General features: G+C 57.4%; 15 protein-coding genes. 10 read left to right on the top strand and 5 right to left on the bottom strand.

Annotated features, from left to right (window positions below):
- Positions 1-193: 193 nt before the first annotated feature.
- A complete protein-coding gene (locus HVA01_RS09485; protein WP_146875079.1) occupies positions 194-1,528 on the top strand; it encodes a replication-associated recombination protein A in 1,335 nt (444 codons plus the stop codon).
- Between the two features lie 113 nt (positions 1,529-1,641).
- Here the strand turns inward: HVA01_RS09485 and lolA are convergent, their stop codons facing one another.
- Positions 1,642-2,292 (bottom strand): outer membrane lipoprotein periplasmic chaperone LolA, encoded by a 651-nt coding sequence (lolA, locus tag HVA01_RS09490; protein WP_146875080.1) that lies wholly within the window; start codon positions 2,290-2,292, stop codon positions 1,642-1,644.
- 177 nt (positions 2,293-2,469) lie between these two features.
- On the bottom strand, positions 2,470-5,592 hold the full coding sequence (locus HVA01_RS09495) for a DNA translocase FtsK (protein ID WP_146875081.1): 3,123 nt from the start codon (positions 5,590-5,592) through the stop codon (positions 2,470-2,472).
- A 182-nt stretch (positions 5,593-5,774) separates the two neighbouring features.
- Between HVA01_RS09495 and aat the strand changes: the two genes are divergently transcribed.
- The 3 genes from aat (at position 5,775) to infA (ending at position 7,686) form a co-directional block, all read left to right on the top strand.
- Positions 5,775-6,524 carry a leucyl/phenylalanyl-tRNA--protein transferase gene (gene aat / locus HVA01_RS09500; RefSeq protein ID WP_146875082.1) on the top strand — a complete coding sequence of 250 codons (750 nt, stop codon included), beginning with the start codon at positions 5,775-5,777 and terminating at the stop codon, positions 6,522-6,524.
- A 32-nt stretch (positions 6,525-6,556) separates the two neighbouring features.
- On the top strand, positions 6,557-7,291 hold the full coding sequence (locus HVA01_RS09505; protein WP_146875083.1) for an arginyltransferase: 735 nt from the start codon (positions 6,557-6,559) through the stop codon (positions 7,289-7,291).
- A 176-nt stretch (positions 7,292-7,467) separates the two neighbouring features.
- On the top strand, positions 7,468-7,686 hold the full coding sequence (gene infA / locus HVA01_RS09510) for a translation initiation factor IF-1 (protein WP_007111068.1): 219 nt from the start codon (positions 7,468-7,470) through the stop codon (positions 7,684-7,686).
- 203 nt (positions 7,687-7,889) lie between these two features.
- Here infA and clpA read toward each other — a convergent pair whose 3' ends face one another.
- The 3 genes from clpA to HVA01_RS09525 form a co-directional block, all read right to left on the bottom strand.
- Positions 7,890-10,166 carry an ATP-dependent Clp protease ATP-binding subunit ClpA gene (gene clpA / locus HVA01_RS09515; RefSeq protein WP_146875084.1) on the bottom strand — a complete coding sequence of 759 codons (2,277 nt, stop codon included), beginning with the start codon at positions 10,164-10,166 and terminating at the stop codon, positions 7,890-7,892.
- A 139-nt stretch (positions 10,167-10,305) separates the two neighbouring features.
- Positions 10,306-10,698, bottom strand: a complete 393-nt coding sequence (clpS, locus tag HVA01_RS09520) for an ATP-dependent Clp protease adapter ClpS (RefSeq protein WP_371860142.1) — start codon at positions 10,696-10,698, stop codon at positions 10,306-10,308.
- A 253-nt stretch (positions 10,699-10,951) separates the two neighbouring features.
- A complete protein-coding gene (locus HVA01_RS09525) occupies positions 10,952-13,186 on the bottom strand; it encodes an NADP-dependent isocitrate dehydrogenase (RefSeq protein ID WP_146875085.1) in 2,235 nt (744 codons plus the stop codon).
- Between the two features lie 175 nt (positions 13,187-13,361).
- Here HVA01_RS09525 and HVA01_RS09530 point away from each other — a divergent pair, with 175 nt between their 5' ends.
- The 6 genes from HVA01_RS09530 (at position 13,362) to HVA01_RS09555 (ending at position 19,024) form a co-directional block, all read left to right on the top strand.
- Positions 13,362-13,973 (top strand): pseudouridine synthase, encoded by a 612-nt coding sequence (locus HVA01_RS09530; protein WP_146875086.1) that lies wholly within the window; start codon positions 13,362-13,364, stop codon positions 13,971-13,973.
- Positions 13,970-14,410 (top strand): NUDIX hydrolase, encoded by a 441-nt coding sequence (locus HVA01_RS09535; protein WP_146875087.1) that lies wholly within the window; start codon positions 13,970-13,972, stop codon positions 14,408-14,410. The genes HVA01_RS09530 and HVA01_RS09535 overlap by 4 nt, the downstream gene beginning before the upstream one ends.
- Before the next feature lie 96 nt (positions 14,411-14,506).
- Positions 14,507-15,667, top strand: coding sequence for a tRNA 2-thiouridine(34) synthase MnmA (gene mnmA, locus HVA01_RS09540; protein WP_146875088.1), 1,161 nt, complete (start codon positions 14,507-14,509; stop codon positions 15,665-15,667).
- Positions 15,664-16,302, top strand: coding sequence for a high frequency lysogenization protein HflD (gene hflD, locus HVA01_RS09545; protein WP_146875089.1), 639 nt, complete (start codon positions 15,664-15,666; stop codon positions 16,300-16,302). The genes mnmA and hflD overlap by 4 nt, the downstream gene beginning before the upstream one ends.
- A 96-nt stretch (positions 16,303-16,398) precedes the next feature.
- Positions 16,399-17,784 carry an adenylosuccinate lyase gene (gene purB, locus HVA01_RS09550; protein ID WP_146875090.1) on the top strand — a complete coding sequence of 462 codons (1,386 nt, stop codon included), beginning with the start codon at positions 16,399-16,401 and terminating at the stop codon, positions 17,782-17,784.
- Between the two features lie 46 nt (positions 17,785-17,830).
- Entirely contained in the window at positions 17,831-19,024 is a 1,194-nt protein-coding gene (locus tag HVA01_RS09555) for a cupin domain-containing protein (protein ID WP_146875091.1), read from the top strand.
- Position 19,025: the final 1 nt, after the last annotated feature.

Raw genomic sequence — 19,025 nt, forward strand, 5'->3', positions numbered from 1 at the left:
CACTAGGACATAGCTTACCCAGAACGTGCCCTAAATAATCGGCGTTATTATCAACAATGCCTCTACAGCGTTATCCTAGCCAGTGTACCTTTGTGGCGAGTTACGCCAAAGGTAGTTCGTCAAGGCACGGTTTACCATCAACACTTGTGGGTACTTTGTTGCTCAACGTCTCGATTCTATAACGGAAGCTTACATGGACCTTTTTGATAGCGCCCAGTCGGTGCCTGCAGACGATGCCCCGCTAGCCTTTCGTATGCGACCCCGCCATTTGGACGATTATGTGGGGCAGCCAGCGCTGGTGGGGCCAGATAAACCGCTGCGCCGCATGGCGGAATCAGGCCTCGTACGCTCAATGATTCTATGGGGGCCGCCGGGCGTGGGCAAAACCACGCTGGCGGAGCTATTGGCGCGCGCCTCCCAGGCCCACCTTGAGCACCTCAGTGCGGTGATGGCCGGGGTCAAAGAGCTCCGCGCCGTGGTCGAGCGTGCTCAACAAATGTCTTCAACGGTTATTCTCTTTTTAGATGAGATTCATCGTCTCAACAAGAGCCAGCAGGACGCTTTATTGCCCCACGTCGAATCCGGCCTGTTGACGCTAATAGGCGCGACCACGGAAAACCCGTCGTTTGAGGTCAACTCGGCGCTGCTCTCTCGGGCGCGGGTTTATGTGCTCAAATCGCTCACTCAGGAGGAGTTGGTCACGGTGATGCGCCAAGCGCTACGCGACGTTGAGCGGGGGCTTGGCAAGCGTGACATTAGCGTTGATGACGAGGTATTAGAGGCGCTAGCCCACGCCAGCGCAGGCGATGCTCGGCGGGCGCTGGGGTTGCTGGAGACCGCCTGCGATTTTGCCACTCAGGAAGCCGGCCGCGAAGTGCTGCATAAGGATGTGCTCGCCGATGTGATTGGCCATCAGGCCAGCGCCTTTGATAAACAAGGCGATGCCTATTACGACCTGCTTTCGGCGATTCATAAATCGATACGCTCCTCCCGCCCTAATGCCGCGCTGCTGTATATGGCGCGCTTTATGCAGGGCGGCGGCGACCCGCTGGACGTGGTGCGCCGGCTGACCGCTATTGCGTCTGAGGATGTGGGTAACGCCGACCCGCGCGCGCTGCCGCTGGTGATTGCCGCCTGGGATGCTTACTTGCGCCTGGGTGATTACGAAGGTCAGCGGGCGATTGCCCATGCGGCGATTCATTTGGCCGTAGCGCCCAAAAGCAACCGCATTGACCGCGCCTGGAGTGAGGCCAAGCAGTACGTACGCCAGCAACCCCAGGTGGAAGTGCCCACTTACCTGCGCAACGCACCCACTAAGCTGATGGAGCAGTTGGGGCATGGCGAAGGCTATCGCTATGCGCACAGCGAGCCCGACGGCTATCCGGCGGGTAGCGCCCACGACTGCTGGCCGGAAGAGCTACCTAAAGAAACGTTCTTTAAGCCAAGTTCGTTTGGCCAGGAGAAACGCTTTGGGGAAATTATGGCGTGGCGGGAAAATCTTGACAAGGAAGTCGATCAGGCGCCCTAAGGCGCCTGATCTGATAGCGGCACTTGTTGTGGTAACGGCAACAGTGAGAGGTAGCTTTAGCTCGCGACCGTTCGAGCTGCCAGCCTGATATCTCCAGACCAATACCCCCTTATTTACAGTCCTTCGCGAATCACATCGGTGCCTTCGGGAATCTCGAAGTCGAACATGTCCGTGGCAATATAGCCATTGAGGGTAATATTACTAAAAGTAATGGAGGTGCGCTGCCCGGTGCTGTCCATCATCCAAAGCTCACTTAACGTTTCGCCTTCAAATACCATGCTCAATTCTTCAAACAGCGTATCGGCAGAGATAGGCACCAGGGTAAAAACATCGTCACCGCCGTCCTGCTCGTGGAAAACCTCATAGTTCTCGGTTAACTCATCAACGCTTCCCGACAGCAATAACGCTGGGGTATGGGTGACCCGGTCATCCATCTCTTGAACGGTGACTTGTTCAAGGTCGGGGTCGTACATATACACATCGTCACCGTCGGAAACCACGGTTTGAGAATACGGTGCGTCTACTTCCCAACGCAGCATACCGGGGCGCGCAAGCCACATTTCACCGCGTGCGCTTTGTAAGCGATCGCCGCTGCCGTCTAGAATCTGCTGTTCAAAAGTGGCTTGGTAGCTTTCTAACGGCTCCAAACGCTCAGTCAAGCGTTCGGCGGCATCATCAGCCCAAGCGGGGGCGCCAAACGTTAAACCCAAGGCGCTGGCGGCCAGTGCCAGTGGTGACGTTCGTTGTGTTTGCGTATCGCGCATAAAATCTCCCTAGGCAACCGTTGCCCGATAACCGTTGCTGAATGTCGGTTTCTAAATAATGACTGTTGCTAGCCCAAAGTGCGTCGGGTCGGCTTAACTGTCCTTGTAAGACGTGAAAAGCGCCGCGGGGTTTCACCCGCGGCGCGACTTCCACGCTTATTGCATAATTGTTCGTGTTTAGTGGCCCACAGGCGGCGGAGCAAGCACTTCCCGTGCACCGTTGGTGCCCATTGATGTCACCACGCCAGCCCCTTCCATGGCTTCAACGAGGCGCGCAGCCCGGTTGTAGCCAATCTTAAAGCGCCGCTGCACGGCGGAAATCGAGGCTTTGCGCGTTTCGGTGACAAACTGGACGGCTTCATCGTAGAGTGCGTCCTGCTCGGCATCGTCGTTATCGCTGCCTTCTGCTTCAAGGCCGGTTAAGGCATCAGCGGTCACGCCACCCGAGAGAATCTCTTCGATATACTCCGGCGCACCGCGGCGTTTCCAGTCATCGACCACCCGGTGTACTTCGTCGTCATCCACGAAAGCACCGTGGATGCGGTTAGGCGGCCCTGAGCCTGCGGGCAGATAGAGCATATCGCCGTGCCCCAGCAGGCTTTCGGCGCCGCCTTGGTCCAGGATAGTGCGCGAATCGATCCTTGATGAGACTTGAAACGCCATGCGAGAGGGAATATTGGCTTTGATCAAGCCCGTCACTACGTCCACCGAGGGGCGCTGAGTCGCTAGAATCAAATGAATACCGGCAGCACGCGCTTTTTGTGCCAGGCGGGCAATCAGCTCTTCGACCTTTTTGCCGACGATCATAAACATATCGGCAAATTCGTCGATTACCACCACGATGTAGGGCAGTTTTGCCAACACTGGATGCGGCTGGTGCACTTCCCAGGGTTGCGGCTCCCAAAGCGGGTCTGCCACCTGGGCACCGGCGCGCTCCGCTTCGTCTAAGCGGCCGTTAAAGCCGGCGATGTTACGCACCCCCATGGCCGCCATTAGCTTGTAGCGGCGCTCCATCTCGGCGACACACCAGCGCAGACTGTTAGCCGCCTCTTTCATATCGGTGACCACCGGCGCCAATAGATGGGGAATGCCGTCGTACACCGACAGCTCCAACATTTTGGGGTCGACCATAATCAGCTTCAGCTCGCTGGGCTTCGCTTTCAACAGCATCGAAATCAGCATGGCGTTGACGCCTACGGATTTGCCCGAGCCGGTAGTGCCCGCGACCAACAGGTGCGGCATCTTGCCCAAATTAGCGACCACGGGGCCACCGCCAATATCCTGGCCTAATGCCATCGTCAGCGGCGAGGTTTCCTGCTGGTAGCGGTCGGAGTCGATGACTTCGCGTAGGCGAATCATGGCCCGGTTGGGGTTGGGGATTTCAATCCCCACCGTGGGGCGCCCGGGTATCACCTCCACAACCCGCACGCTCTTGACCATTAATGAGCGCGCCAGGTCTTTAGCTAGGTTGCTGATTTTGGATACTTTGACGCCCGCAGCGGGTTTGATCTCAAAACGCGTAATCACCGGGCCCGGCCAAGTATCCACGACTTCGGCCTTCACCCCGTATTCGCGCAGCCGGACTTCCAGCAGCTCGGCCATATCGGCCAGCTGCTCGTCGCTATAGTTGGGCTGATACGGCTCTGCGGGGGTTAATAGCTGCAGGCTCGGCACATCGCCCTCGGGTTCGTCCACGGTTTCAAAGGCCGGCCGCTGGCTTTGCAAATGCTCCACGGTCCACAGTGCGGGGCCTTCATCGCTTTCCGGCGCGCTTTCTTGCGCACTTTCCTGCGGTGAAAACGTCGGCTCCTGACGCGCTGCGGGAGTGGGCAGCTCGTCCTTCACCTTTTGATTGTTCACTACTTGACTGTTCACCACTTCGTCGTCCATTTCTTCGTCATCCCACACCGGCTCTGGGACGACCTCAGGCACGCGCTCAGCCCGCTCAGGCTTACTGACGGTGGTCTCGCTGTCGTTGGATTCAGTGGTGAAGGATGGCTCGCGACGGGTGCCTTCAGGCGGTTGCTCAGTAGGCGTGCTTTCAGCGGGCGCTTGATCGTTAACAAAGACGTTGTTTGCCGCCGGGGCCGGCACTTCCTCCTCACGCGACGCGCGCAGCGGGAAGGAGGGTTTGGGCTCATCAGCGGCCTCAGGCGCAGGTGCCGGGGCGTCAGCCTGCACAAAGGCGTTTTCCCTTGGTGCTGCTGAAGGTGCAAGCTTCTCGGGCTCTTCCTCTGCGCTGTCTGCTGGCGGCCTTACGTGTTCTTGGGCAGGCGGCTTTGCGGCGGGGGTATACGTTGTTGCCGGCACATATTTATTGCTCGAAAACGCCGCGGCTGCCCAGGGAATTGAGGTATCTGTGGTTTCGGTTTCGCCTTTATTCACATCACTGGCGCTATCAATAGCGCTCTCGGCAAGCGGCACTGATAAACCCGGCTCGCGACGTTCGCGACCACCAGGGCGTTTTGCGACGGGTTCCGGCGCTGGCGCTGGAGCGGGGCTAGCGGGCTTGGCCGCTTCAGGCACTGTTTCGGGCCTTGGCTGCGTTTTTGCGGCCACCTTTGCCTTTGCCGCTGCGCGCTGGGCAGCCCGCTCACGGCGTAATTGCCGACGCGCTGACAACCAACTACCCAGGCGACATAGCCGCTTACCGAGTTCATCGGCCACCTGTAGCCATGACATACCGCTAAAGAGGGGGAAGCCGCTTAAAATCAGCGCCGCGGCAATTAAGCCAACGCCACCACTGCTGACCAGCGGCCGTAGCGCGCCCACCAGCCCTTCGCCCAAAATACCGCCAGAGGCGTAGGGCAGCATGCTGTTGGGGTGATAAAAATGCAGCGCGCCCAGCATGGTGGTGCCAAAAATCAGCAGTAATAACCCACCGGCATGGACGGCGATGGCGACGGGGTCAAGCTCAAAACGTACCTGACGCGAGCGAATCAGCCACCAGGCGGCGAAGCCAAACATTCCCGGCCACCACAGCGCACTGGCGCCGAGCAGCGAATAGAGCACATCCGCCAGCCAGGCGCCCACTTGCCCCATCCAGTTGCGCACGTCCGTTTCCGGCCCTTGATACGACCAGCCGGGATCAGACGGTTGATAACTAAATAGCGCTAATAGTAAGAACACACACAGCGCCAGCAGTACCACCACCACGCCTTCACGCACGGAGCCTTGTAAGCGCAGGCCAAAACGACGAGCTTTATCTTTCGCGGCGTTGACACGCGCAGAAGAAGCCGATGACGATGGTTGACGCGCATTACGCTGCGTTCGCTTGTTGACTGCTTTATTCACTTTCAAGCGACTCTCCCTTTACACCTCAATGGCGTCTTTAATCCACTTGCGAGTTTGCATGATACCGAGCATCCTTTCGCCGTCACAGAGCCTTTAGCTAAACGCCCAGTACAAACGCTCATTACAAACACTCCGTACACGAATTCCGTACAAGAACGCTGTAACGCACGTAGCAACAGGAGCAAGTAATGCTACCTTGGCTTTCCTCGCCATACCCTACCTTTCCATCTGCTACGACGGCGCTGGATTCCCCCAACGGCCTGCTCGCCGCCGGTGGCGAGCTTTCCCCCGCCTGGCTGGTGGCAGCCTATCGGCAGGGCATTTTCCCGTGGTTCAGCGACGACGACCCCATTCTGTGGTGGAGTCCGGACCCGCGCATGATACTCCTACCTGAGCAATTTAAGCAGCGCCGTAGCCTGACGAAGCGACTGCGCCATGGTGGCTTTCATGTCACCCTGGATCAACACTTCGACTCGGTGATTCAAGCCTGCGCCGCCCCACGTGGCGAAGAAACAGGCACTTGGATCACCGACGACATGCACGACGCCTACTGCCTGCTACACGCCCAGGGCATTGCCCATAGCATTGAAGTGCACCAAGGCGGCCAATTAGTCGGCGGCCTGTACGGTATCGCCATGGGGCCGGTTTTTTTTGGCGAATCAATGTTTTCCCGCGCCCCGGATGCCTCGAAAGTGGCGCTGGCACACCTGGCCAAGGCCATGCGCGAGCAGGGCGGCACACTTATCGATTGCCAAATGCACACCCCTCACCTGGCGAGTCTGGGCGCTATTACAGTCGCTCGCGAGGCATTCATCAACTATCTTAAAGACTGGTTGCCTGATAAGGCGTTTAGATTACCCGCATCGCCCGATGAGGCGCCGGTGATTCCCGCGTCGCCCTGGCTAAAAGCCATTGGTGCGGAGGATAACGCCTATTGACGCATTCACTCAGTTTTACCAGGAGGTAAGCCGTGAGCAGTAATACTCCGCGTCGGCCAGTGCGGGATTTGCGCTTCTTCCTTACCGTGCCGCATGCCTGTAGCTATTTGCCAGGCAGAGAAGCGACGACGCTGTTTCTCGACCCTCAGGAGTCGCCGCTGCCGGGAGTCTACGACTCGCTGGCTCTGCTGGGGTTTCGGCGCAGCGGCCGCCACCTTTACCGTCCTCACTGCGAGGGGTGTAACGCCTGCCGCTCGGTGCGCATTCCGGTGGAACAGTTTGCTGCCAATCGCACACAGCGTAAAATTTGGCGCCGCAACGCCGATATTAGCGTTCGCGTGGTGCCCGCTCACTTCTCTGCCCAACACTACGCGCTCTACGCTGACTATATTCGCCAGCGTCATGCCGACGGCGACATGTACCCGCCGAGTCGTGAGCAGTACCGTACCTTTCTGACTCTTGATGAGCCCTATGCCCACCTGATGGAGATGTATCGAGACGATGAACTGGTAGGCGTGGCTGCCTTTGATCAGCTGGAGCACGGCCTTTCGGCGATTTACACCTTTTTCGCCGTTAGCGACGCCCTCGATAAGCGCTCGCTGGGCACCTTCGCCATCCTTCAGCTCATTGAGCTCAGCAAAGAAAAAGCGCTGCCGCACCTGTATTTAGGGTATTGGATCGAAGAGTGCCGTAAGATGCGCTACAAGCAGGCGTTTACACCGCTGGAAATACTCGACGGGCGCCATTGGCGACCGTTAATTGGTTAATCATGCCAGCTTTTTTGCCTTGACGGCGTGCTTACGGCACAATATAGCGCTGTTTCTTGAACGCTCGCCTAGCGGCACTTGAATCCTGATGTATTGTTAGCTTATTAATAGGTACATTACTAACCGGTACTTTATTAGCTAACCGTTTACTAACTCATAAGTGGGGAAATGCCTATATGGCACGCGAAGATCATATTGAAATGGAAGGCGTTATCGTCGATACCCTTCCGAATACCATGTTTCGTGTTGAACTGGAAAACGGCCACGTTGTTACTGCTCACATCTCCGGCAAAATGCGCAAAAACTACATCCGCATTCTAACCGGGGACAAGGTCAAAGTAGAGCTGACGCCTTACGATCTTTCCAAAGGCCGTATTGTCTACCGTTCGCGCTAAGTGGCTGTCGTGCTTGTTGTTAATAGCTGGAAGCTGATGGCTGACAGTTGATAACTGAGCGTTGACAGCGGGCGCGTGCGGCTGGCAACAGCGTCTACGCCGCTTCACTAAAGCTGTTCACTGAAACACCAACGCCCCGTCAAAGACAGGGCGCTGTGTTTTTACGCATCAAGCTGCATGGTTAAATCGACTTAGCGCCCTTTTCAGGGCGCATCGGCCATTTCGATCTCCATTGAGAGGTGCAGTTCGCCCTCTTCCAAACTGACGTGAACAATCCCGCCGTTGTCTGCCAGATCGCCAAACAGAATCATCTCCGCTAACGGCTTCTTCAGCTTCTCTTGAATGAGACGCGCCATGGGGCGTGCGCCCATATCAGGATCGTAGCCTTTATCCGCCAGCCAATCCCGTGCCATATCGTCGACTTCCAGCTGCACGCGCTTCTCATCCAGCTGCGCCTGCAATTCGATCAAGAACTTGTCGACGACATTGCGTACCACCGAAACCGGCAGCGAACGGAACTGGATAATGCCGTCCAGGCGATTGCGGAACTCGGGTGAGAAGGTGCGCCGAATCACTTCCATCGCATCGGTGGAGTGGTCTTGACTCTGGAAGCCAATTGAGCGGCGCGACGCCTGCTCGGCCCCGGCGTTAGAGGTCATGATCAAGATAACGTGGCGGAAGTCGGCTTCGCGGCCGTTGTTATCGGTTAAGCGACCGTGGTCCATCACCTGCAGCAGCAGGTTAAAGACTTCCGGATGCGCTTTCTCAACCTCATCCAACAGCAGCACACAGTGCGGCTGCTTGGTAACGGCCTCGGTTAGCAGACCACCCTGGTCGTAACCAACATAGCCCGGAGGCGCACCAATCAGGCGCGACACGGTGTGGCGCTCCATGTACTCGGACATATCAAAGCGCACCAGCTCAATGCCCATGATATTGGCAAGCTGCTTGGCCACTTCGGTTTTACCCACGCCCGTCGGCCCGGCAAACAGGAAGCTACCCACCGGTTTATCCGGCGATTTAAGCCCGGCCCGCGACAGTTTAATTGCTGCAGACAGGGTATCAATCGCTTCATCCTGACCGAAGACCAGCATTTTCAGGTCGCGATCCAGCTTCTCAAGCAGCTTGCGGTCGGAACTTGAAACACTCTTCGGTGGAATACGCGCAATCGATGCCACCACAGCTTCCACTTGCTCAACATCGATTGTTGCAGCACGCACTTCTGGCGGCAACAGGCGCTGATGCGCCCCGGCCTCGTCGATCACATCAATCGCTTTGTCGGGCAGGAAGCGGTCATTAATGTAGCGGTCCGCCAAGCGCGCGGCACTTTCCAGCGCACCATCAGTGTATTTCAGCTCGTGGTGCTCTTCAAACCGCGAACGCAGCCCCTTGAGGATTTTGATGGTGTCGTCTACCGACGGTGCCATCACGTCCACTTTCTGGAAGCGCCGCGCCAGCGCGCGATCTTTTTCAAAGATACCGCGGAACTCTTGGAAGGTGGTCGAGCCAATGCAGCGCAGCTCGCCCGAAGAGAGCAGCGGCTTGAGCAGGTTAGACGCGTCCATCACGCCGCCAGACGCCGCACCGGCACCAATCACAGTATGAATCTCATCGATAAAGAGTACCGCGTTAGGCTGCTTGCGTAGCTCACCAAGCAGGCTCTTGAGGCGTTTTTCAAAATCGCCGCGGTATTTGGTGCCCGCGAGTAGCGCGCCCATGTCCAGCGAGTAAACCACCGCGTCGGCAATCACATCGGGAACGTCTTCTTCGACGATGCGCTTGGCCAAGCCTTCGGCAATCGCGGTTTTACCCACGCCCGCTTCACCCACCAGTAGCGGGTTATTCTTGCGCCGCCGGGCCAGAATTTGCACCACGCGCTCAAGCTCATGGTCACGGCCAATCAGCGGGTCAATTTTACCCAGCCGCGCCTGCTCGTTGAGGTTGGTGGCGTAGCCGGTAAGCGGATGTGCAGCTCCTTCACTAGTGCCCTCTTCAGCGTCTTCGCTTTCCGAGGAAGAAGGTGACGGAGACGGCCCGTGGCCAGCGACTTTAGAGATGCCGTGAGCGATATAGTTAACCGCATCGACCCGCGCGACACTTTGCTGCTTGAGAAAGTAAACCGCTTGGCTCTCTTGCTCAGAGAAAATCGCTACCAACACATTGGCGCCGGTGACTTCGCTCTTACCAGATGACTGAACGTGGAAGACCGCCCGCTGAAGAACGCGCTGGAAACCAAGCGTTGGCTGGGTTTCACGATCGCCTTGTCCTTCTGGAATCAACGGTGTGGTCGAGTTAATAAAATCCTGCAGATCGGACCGCAGCTTGTCGAGGTTCGCCCCACAGGCCTTCAGTACGTCAACCGCTGAGGCATTATCCAGCAACGCTAGCAGCAGGTGCTCAACGGTCATAAACTCATGGCGCTTAGAGCGCGCCACGGTAAAGGCCGTGTTCAGGGTCATTTCAAGTTCTTTGCTCAGCATGGCAGTCCCCTTTTCGCTACTACCTAGGGCGTATCGCCACCTAGGGCTTGCGTCGGATCAGTTTAATCGACCGGAACTCTCAACATCGGGTACAAATGGCACGGTTGCAAGCCTAGCCGCCAATTTTTTCTCAACGCTCTCAATCGGCGGCTTCAATATCGCTTATCAACGGATGCTCACACTCGCGGGCGTACTCATTGACTTGATAGCTCTTGGTTTCCGCTATATCACGAGTAAAAACGCCACAAGTTGCCTTTCCTTGGGTATGTACCGCGAGCATGACCTGAACGGCCTTCTCGCTATCCATGTTGAAAAATTCTTGCAGCACTTCAATGACAAATTCCATCGGCGTGTAATCGTCGTTATGAAGCACCACCTTATAAAGCGGCGGCTCAGCCAGTTCTGGGTCTGCTGACTGCACCACTACATCGACATCATCATCGGGCATATCTTTATCGGGCATCATAGTTGGCCGCGTCATTCCCGCTTGTACGGATAATGCGATCAAGCATGAACTATCTACGTTAGACATAAGCAGCACGGTTGGTTGTCTCGACACTGGCCGATGGAAGTGACTAAGCGCTTTACACTACAACTCAGACGCCGCCAATCAGCAAGGGTTCATGAAAAGATAAAATATCACAGGGTGCAGCGAAGAGTGCAATAGCAGAGGCTATCTGACGCTCAACACCAACAAACGCTCAACGCCAACACCCCTGCCCGCCGAGCGGACAGGGGTGAAACACAGCGCAAGCAGTAAGGACGCTATTAGCCCTTAGTCGTCATTAGCTCTTAGCCACCATCGACAGCGCGTTGTTGAGGGTCTTGCTAGGACGCATTACCTGCGTCGCCAACGCATGGTCTGGGTGGTAGTAGCCATGAATATCCACCGGCTGGCCCTGAACACTATTGAGTTCGTCGACAATCGTCGTCTCGTTGGCTTTCAGGGTTTCGGCCAAACGGCCAAAGAGCGTCTGCATCTCGCTATCGTCACTCTGCTCGGCCAGCGCTTCTGCCCAGTATAGTGCCAGGTAGAAGTGGCTGCCGCGGTTATCGAGCTCACCGACTTTACGCGACGGCGACTTGTTGCTGTCGAGGAATTTGCCGTTGGCCTGATCAAGCGCTTTGGCCAGCATTTTCGCCCGGGGGTTATCAAAGGTGCTACCCAGATGCTCAAGCGATGCCGCCAAGGCCAAAAACTCGCCCAGCGAATCCCAGCGTAGGTGGTTCTCTTCCAGCAGCTGTTGAACGTGCTTGGGCGCAGAGCCGCCAGCACCGGTCTCAAACAGGCCACCGCCGTTCATCAACGGTACGATAGACAGCATTTTGGCGCTGGTGCCTAGCTCCATAATCGGGAACAGGTCGGTTAGGTAGTCGCGCAGCACGTTACCGGTGACGGAGATAGTGTCTTCACCCTTGCGGATACGCGCCAGCGAGAAGCGCATGGCGTCTTCCGGCGCCATGATACGAATATCCAGGCCAGCGGTGTCGTGCTCTTTTAAGTAGCTTTCGACTTTGTTGATCAGCTGGGCATCGTGGGCGCGCTGGGCGTCCAGCCAGAAAATCGCGGGCGTGGCACTTTCGCGGGCACGGTTAACCGCAAGCTTCACCCAATCGCGCACCGGGGCATCTTTGGTTTGGCACATCCGCCAGATATCACCCTGCTCCACGCTATGCTCTAGCACCACGTTGCCGCTGGCGTCGGTGACGCGCACCGCACCGTCGGTAGGAATCTGGAAGGTCTTATCGTGGGAGCCGTACTCTTCGGCTTTCTGCGCCATCAGGCCCACATTGGGCACGCTGCCAATGGTGGTGGGATCAAAAGCACCGTGCTGCTTGCAGTCTTCGATGACTGTTTGATAGATACCGGCGTAGCAGCGATCCGGAATCACCGCTTTGACGTCGTGCAGCTGATCGTCGGCGCCCCACATTTTGCCGGAGTCGCGGATCATCGCTGGCATGGAGGCGTCGATAATCACATCGCTGGGCACGTGCAGGTTAGTAATGCCCTTATGCGAGTTTACCATCGCCAGGCGTGGGCGCTCGGCGTAAAGCGCCTGAATCTCATCCTGAATCTGGGTTTGGCGCTCTTCGGGCAGCGTTTTAATCGCCGAGTAGAGATCGCCAATACCATTATTGGGATCAAACCCCGCCTGCTTCAGCATGTCACCATGCTTGCTCAGCACATCCTGATAAAACTCGCTGACCACCATGCCAAACATGATCGGATCAGAGACCTTCATCATGGTGGCTTTAAGGTGCAGCGAGAACAGCACGTCTTTGGCTTTGGCGTCGGCGACTTCTTCGGCCACAAAACGACGCAGCGCGTTACTGCTCATGACCGCGCCGTCGACGACTTCGCCTTCCAGCACCGCGGTTTTCTGTTTGAGTACCGTGGTGCTGCCGTCGTTTGCGACCAGCTCAATTTTAAGGTCGGTAGCGCTGTCGATTAACGCGGATTTCTCGCTGCCGTAAAAATCGCCGTCACGCATGTGCGCGACGTGTGACTTGGAGTCGCTGCTCCACTCGCCCATGCGGTGGGGGTATTTGCGAGCATAGTTTTTAACTGACAGCGGCGCGCGACGGTCAGAGTTGCCTTCGCGCAGTACCGGGTTGACGGCGCTGCCTTTGGTCTTGTCGTAGCGGGCCTGGATGTCTTTGTCTTGATCACTTTGCGGCGCTTCCGGGTAGTCAGGCAGCTTATAACCCTGCGTCTGCAACTCGTTGATCACCGCCTTTAACTGAGGCAGCGAGGCGCTAATGTTCGGCAACTTGATGATGTTCGCTTCGGGGGTCTTGGTCAGCTCGCCAAGCTCGGCCAGGTGATCGCCGATTTGCTGCTCTTTACTCAGGTAATCGGGGAACTGAGCAATAATCCGAGCAGCCAGGGAAATATCGCGAGTCTCTACCTGAATGCCAGCGGAATCGGTGAACGCATCGATAATCGGCAGTAGGGAGTGCGTCGCGAGCGCAGGGGCTTCGTCGGTGAGCGTGTAGATGATCTTCGGCGTTTTGGTCATTTTTGCGTTAACCTCTTTTGTCACTACGATTACAAGCAATCTTGGAGCGCAAGCGTAACCATGGTCGCCCCAATAAGGTAGCCGGAGTATACCAGCGCTGCCCGCCGTGCGCATGGTCGACATACGAAGGGCCAAGAGTGACCGCAAAGAACCGACAGATGAGCACAGAGATGTCATGAGCAACCTTTACCTACTGCATAAGCCCTTCCAGGTACTGAGCCAGTTCAGCGACCGCGAAGGGCGCCAAACATTGGCACACTACATTGATATAAAAGATATTTACCCCGCAGGGCGGCTTGATTATGACTCTGAAGGCCTGCTGCTGCTTAGCGACGATGGCGGGTTAATTCACCGCATTTCTCACCCGCGCCACAAGCAGCCCAAAACCTACTGGGCCCAGCTCGAAGGGCAAATAGATGAGCCCGCACTCAAGGCGTTACGCCAGGGCATACCGCTGAAAGATGGCCCAACGCGGCCGGCCAAAGCACGTTTGATCGAGCCTCCTGCCATCGCTTCTCGCCAACCGGCCATTGACCCTAAGCGGCATCCTTCGACGAGCTGGCTGGAACTCACCATCAGCGAAGGCCGTAACCGCCAGGTGCGCCGTATGACCGCTCACGTCGGCTTTCCGACACTGCGCTTGATTCGCGCCGCGATTGGCCCCTGGAAGCTAGAGGGGTTAGCCCCCGGCGAGTGGCGCAAGGAAACCTTGCACGCGCCCCGCCCGGCCAATACGCCTGCTCATAAACGTACGCGCCCCGCTACCCAACGTCGGACGCCATCATGAGCAATATTCACAGCACGGCGGCCTGCGTGATACAGCGGGGTGAGCGTTTCTTAATGGTGGAAGAAGAGCGCGGCGGGCCGCAAAGCGTATTTAATCAGCCCGCTGGCCACGTTGAGCCAGGGGAAGGCCCAGTGCAGGCCATTGTGCGCGAAGTCATGGAGGAAACCGCCTGGGAAATACGTTTGAGTGCCTACCTGGGTCTGTATGTCTTCCACACACCCGAGGGAAAAACCTTTCACAGCCATGGGTTTATGGCCGAGCCACTCAATCAGCGCGACCTCGCGCTTGATCCCGATATTTTCGCCACGCACTGGCTCACGCTTGAGCAAATACGCGCGCTAGATCAGCAGTCACGCCTGCGCAGCCCCTTGGTACTCCAACGTGTTGAAGATGCGCTTGCCGGGCGTTGCTATCCGCTGGCGGTGATTCGCGAGTGAAGCACTCGAAGCACTCCCCTCCCATCGTGTATAATCTTCGCCTAATTGCATACTGCTCATACTACGTTTAGCACACCACCTTTACTGAGGATGCCTATGTCATCCAACACTGAGTCATCGACTACCGAGCCTACCGCTAACGGCAAAGTGATTGTCGGCATGTCCGGCGGCGTCGACTCGTCCGTTTCGGCCCTTCTCCTTATGCAGCAAGGCTATGAGGTGGAAGGCCTGTTTATGAAAAACTGGGATGAAGACGACGGCACCGATTACTGTACCGCCAAAGAGGATCTCGCCGACGCCGAGGCCGTCTGCGAAAAGCTCGGCATTAAACTGCACACCGCCAATTTTGCGGCGGAGTATTGGGATAACGTCTTTGAGCACTTTTTAGCCGAATACAAAGCGGGCCGCACGCCTAACCCGGATATTCTGTGTAACCGGGAGATCAAGTTTAAGGTCTTCCTTGAGTACGCCGAAATGCTGGGGGCCGACAAAATTGCCACCGGGCACTATGTCCGTCAAGGGCATGTCCGCCAAGGCATGAGCGAAAGTCGTCCGCGCCTGCTGAAAGGGCTGGATGGCAATAAAGATCAAAGCTACTTCCTGCATGCCGTGCCGGAGGCCGCTATCGCGCGCACCCTGTTCCCCGTGGGTGAACTGGAAAAGCCCGCCGTGCGTGCCTTGGCTGAACAGCACGAGCTGATTACCGCCAAGAAAAAAGATTCTACCGGCATCTGCTTTATCGGCGAGCGGCGCTTTCGTGACTTCCTGCAGCAGTATCTGCCCGCCCAGCCTGGCACGATCGAAACCCCGGAAGGCGATGTGATTGGCCAACATATGGGACTGATGTACTACACCCTGGGCCAGCGCCAGGGGCTTGGGATTGGTGGGCTTGCCGACTACTCGGAAGAGCCCTGGTACGTGGCGGAGAAAGATCTTGACCGCAATGTGCTGATCGCGGTGCAGGGTAAGCATCATCCGCTGCTCTACTCCGACACCTTAGCTACCGAGGCGATGGACTGGGTGGCGGGTGAACCGCCGGTGCAACAAGGCCGCTTTACCGCCAAAACGCGTTATCGGCAGAGCGACTGCGGCTGCGAGATTCGCGCCTTACCCGACGGCAGCGTGGAAGTCACTTTTGATGACCCGCAGTGGGCGGTAACGCCCGGCCAGTCGCTGGTGCTTTACGATGGCGACATTTGCCTGGGCGGCGGCGTCATCCGCGCCACCTGGGAAAAAGCCGCGGAGGCCGCTGCATGAATCCAACCCCGATTCATCGCGCCCCTGACTCCCCGGCCACGCGACAAGCACTTGCACTGGCGGGCGTCTTCCAGGCCGCCAGCCTGGTTGACGAACTCGCCCGCACCGGCCAGGTGGAACCCCGCGCCTGGGAAACGTTGATTCATGCCACCGTGAATCCCAACCCGGAAAGTTTTGAAGCCATTTACGGCGGCCACCCTAATAATCTTCGCCGCGGGCTGGATACGCTGGAAGCCTTAGTCGGCCGCCAGCAGGCCAACCCTGTGGTGCTGCGCTACGGCTTTTCGCTGTTGCTATTGATGAATAAGCTGCGCACCAATAACGACATGATGGATGCCTTGGGCCAAAAACTCACGCGCATACAGGGTCAAGCCGAGCACTTTGGCTCCACCCATGAAAACGTGGTGGCCAGCCTAGGCGAAGCGTACCAAGAGACGATTTCCACGTTTAAAACCCGTATTGTGGTGCAGGGCGACCCGTCGCTACTGCAAAGCCGCATGATGCCCGAACGCGTGCGCGCCTGCCTGATGGCCGGTATTCGCTTTGGCCTTTTGTGGCACCAGCAAGGCGGGCGGCGCTGGAAGCTAGTGTTCCAACGCAAAGCGCTACGGCGTGCGCTGGACAGCCTTAGCTAGTCGAGTTCCCTATCGACCGCCCCGCTGTTTGTGGACCGCTTTTTTTGAATCGCCTGTTCTGAACAATCTGCTCTCGAACCACCTGGAAACCATGCCATGCAACTCTCCGCTTTGACCGCTCTCTCGCCCGTTGACGGCCGCTACGCCAACAAAGCTGCCGCCTTGCGCGAACACTTCAGCGAATTTGGCCTGATCCGCGCCCGTGTGATTGTGGAAGTCCGCTGGCTGCAGCGCCTGGCCGGGCACACCAAAATTACCGAAGTGCCGCCCCTTTCCGCTGAAGCGACCGCGTTTCTTGAGCAATTGATTCGCGAATTTTCGATCGACGATGCCGAACGGATCAAAACAATCGAGCGCACCACCAATCACGATGTCAAAGCGGTGGAGTATTTCTTAAAAGAGAAGATTGCTGACCAGGCCGAGCTGCATGCAGTCACCGAGTTCATTCACTTTGCCTGCACCAGTGAAGACATCAACAACCTCTCTTATGGCGTGATGCTCAGCGATGGCCTGAACGCCATGCTGCCCACCCTGCACGAGGTCGCCGACGAAATCGCCAAACTGGCGATTGCCCACGCCGCGCAGCCCATGCTATCGCGCACCCATGGGCAAACGGCCACCCCCACCACGCTGGGTAAAGAGATGGCCAATGTGGCGTATCGCCTCAAGCGCCAGCTCAAGCAGATTGAAGCGGTAGAAGTGCTGGGTAAAATCAATGGCGCCGTGGGTAACTACAACGCTCACCTGACCACTTACCCGGAGATCGACTGGGAAGCCAATGCGCGCACCTTTGTGGAAGGCCTGGGGTTAACCTTCAACCCCTACACCACCCAGATTGAGCCCCACGATTATATCGCCGAACTGTTCGATGCCATTTGCCGCTTCAATACCATTCTGATCGATTTTAACCGCGACGTATGGGGCTATATCTCGCTGGGCTACTTTAAGCAGCGCACGGTGGAGGGTGAAATTGGCTCATCGACCATGCCGCATAAAGTCAATCCGATTGATTTTGAGAACTCCGAGGGCAACCTGGGGCTGGCCAACGCGGTGCTTGGCCACCTTGCGCAAAAACTGCCCATCTCGCGCTGGCAGCGTGATCTAACCGACTCCACCGTGCTGCGTAATTTGGGCGTCGGCCTGGCGTATGGCTTGATCGCTTACCACGCCAGCCTAAAAGGCATCAGCAAGCTCGAAGCCAACCCCGAGCGCTTGGACGCCGATCTGGATAACAGCTGGGAAGTGCTCGCTGAGCCGATCCAAACGGTGATGCGCCGCTACGGCATTGAAAAGCCTTATGAAAAGCTCAAGCAGCTGACACGTGGCAAACGCATTGACCAAGCGGGCTTTGCAGCGTTCATTGATACGCTTGAGCTACCCAGCGAAGTCAAAACCGAGCTCAAGGCGCTGTCACCCGCTAGCTATATTGGTAATGCTCAGGCTCAGGCCGAAGCGCTGACACAACGGTTAGACTGTTTATAACGTAACGCCACTTTATTAAGCCAACTTACTAACGTCAGGGCATGCCATGAACCATCACGATAAGCCGTTAACCCTGCTGGGCGATCTCTCTGCCGCCGACTTTCTGGCCCATTATTGGCAGCAAAAGCCGCTGCTGATTCGCGGCGCGTTTCCGGACTTCATTAGCCCCATTGAAGCCGATGAGCTGGCTGGACTCGCCTGCGAGCCCGGCGTAGAGGCACGCTTAGTCGAAGAGGAAGGCCCGGATGGTCCTTGGCAGGTCTCCCAGGGCCCCTTTGATGACGCCACCTTTGAACGCCTGCCGGAAACCAACTGGAGCCTGCTGGTGCAGGCCGTTGACCACTACGTGCCTGCCGTGGCGGCGCTGATGGATGAGTTTGATTTTCTACCCCGCTGGCGGCTCGATGACGTGATGATCAGCTACGCGCCTCCCGGCGGCAATGTGGGCCCGCATATCGACCAGTACGATGTGTTTCTACTCCAGGCCAGCGGCCACCGCCGCTGGCAGCTGGGGGGCAAACTGACCGAAGATGCGCCGATTATCCAAGGCATTGACCTGCGGATTCTGAAGGACTTCAACGTAGAGCCGGACTCCGACTGGGTACTGGACCCGGGCGATATGCTCTACCTGCCCCCCGGCTGGGCGCACCATGGCGTTAGTCAAAGCGATGACTGCATGACCATCTCGATCGGTTTTCGCGCCCCTTCCGCCGACGAGGCCATCACCTCCTACGCCGACTACCTGGGCGAGCAGCTGCCCGCCTCCCAGCGCTACAGCGATGCGGGCATGGCGCCCCCTGAACAAACGGGTGAAATAGACGATGCGGCGGTTGAGCGTATGCGCCAGCTGATTATCTCAACGCTCGACAATCCTACCCAGCTCGCCCAGTGGTTTGGTCGCGTTATGACCCAGCCAAAATATATCGATCAAGTGGTACCGCTGGAAACGCCGCTGACCGAAACGGCGCTTGTCGCTCAGCTACAAGAGGGCGAACCGCTTTACCCTATGCCCGGCTCGCGCTTCGCCTGGCGCAGCGATGCCAGCGGCATCACGCTGTTTGCCGATGGCGACGGCCATGCCTGCTCTAAGGCGTTGGCGCAACGTGTCGCCGACAACACCCCGCTCTACGCCGATGACCTTGAACTTGAAGGCGCCGCCGCCCTGTTCACACAGCTGGTCAATACCGGCAGCCTCGGCTTTATGAGCGACGAAGAAGGCGATGACGACCAGGAGCATTGAT

Source organism: Halovibrio variabilis (genome assembly GCF_007991175.1).
GTDB classification, from domain to species: Bacteria; Pseudomonadota; Gammaproteobacteria; order Pseudomonadales; family Halomonadaceae; genus Vreelandella; species Vreelandella variabilis.